The organism is Cellulomonas hominis, from assembly GCF_005239125.1.
GTDB classification, from domain to species: Bacteria; Actinomycetota; Actinomycetes; order Actinomycetales; family Cellulomonadaceae; genus Cellulomonas; species Cellulomonas hominis_A.
Genome location: NZ_SZYE01000382.1, coordinates 1 through 655, shown reverse-complemented (window position 1 = coordinate 655; position 655 = coordinate 1). Strand labels below are relative to the sequence as shown.

The 655-nt window shown below is 80.9% G+C and carries 1 protein-coding gene; it reads left to right on the top strand.

The window, feature by feature from the left end:
- Positions 1-235 precede the first annotated feature (235 nt).
- On the top strand, positions 236-655 hold a 420-nt coding region (locus FA014_RS19685; protein WP_328288234.1), incomplete at its 3' end, for a UPF0758 domain-containing protein.

Genomic DNA, 655 nt, shown 5'->3' with positions numbered 1-655 from the left:
CACGCCTCCATCATCACCCGGGGCCGCCGTCCGCCGCGCCGCGGGTGGCGCGGATCACCCGCTGCGACGCCGCCTACGGCTTCCGGCGACGCCGACGCCGGTCGCGGGCGGCCAGGCCGGAAGCCGCAGGCGGCACGGCGGGTGGCACGCCGGGCACGCCGGGCGGGCCGGCCGCGCGGAAGCCGGCCTGTGGACAACCGGATCGGAGCCGGGTGCCGCCCCTAGGGTCGAGGAGGTGACGACCCCGATGCTCGCCGACCTCGACCCGGACCAGCGGCCCCGGGAGCGGATGCTGCGCCTGGGCGCCGACGCGCTCTCGGACGTCGAGCTGGTCGCCCTGCTGCTGGGCTCGGGCCGCCGGGGTTCCAGCGCCCTCGACACCGCCCGCGACCTGCTCCTGGCGCACGGGGGCCTGTCGGGCCTCGCGCACGCCGACCCGCCGGCCCTGCTGCGGTCCCCCGGTGTCGGCCCCGCCAAGGCGACCCGCGTCGTCGCCGGCCTCGCGCTGGCGCGCCGGTTCGGCACGTCGACCGACCGGAGGGCGACCGTCCGCACGCCGGCCGACGTCGCGCGGCTCGCGGCGCCGCTGCTCGCCGGTCCGGCGGACGGGCGGGTCGTGGCCGTCGTCGGCGACCGCGCGGCCCGGCTGCTCGGG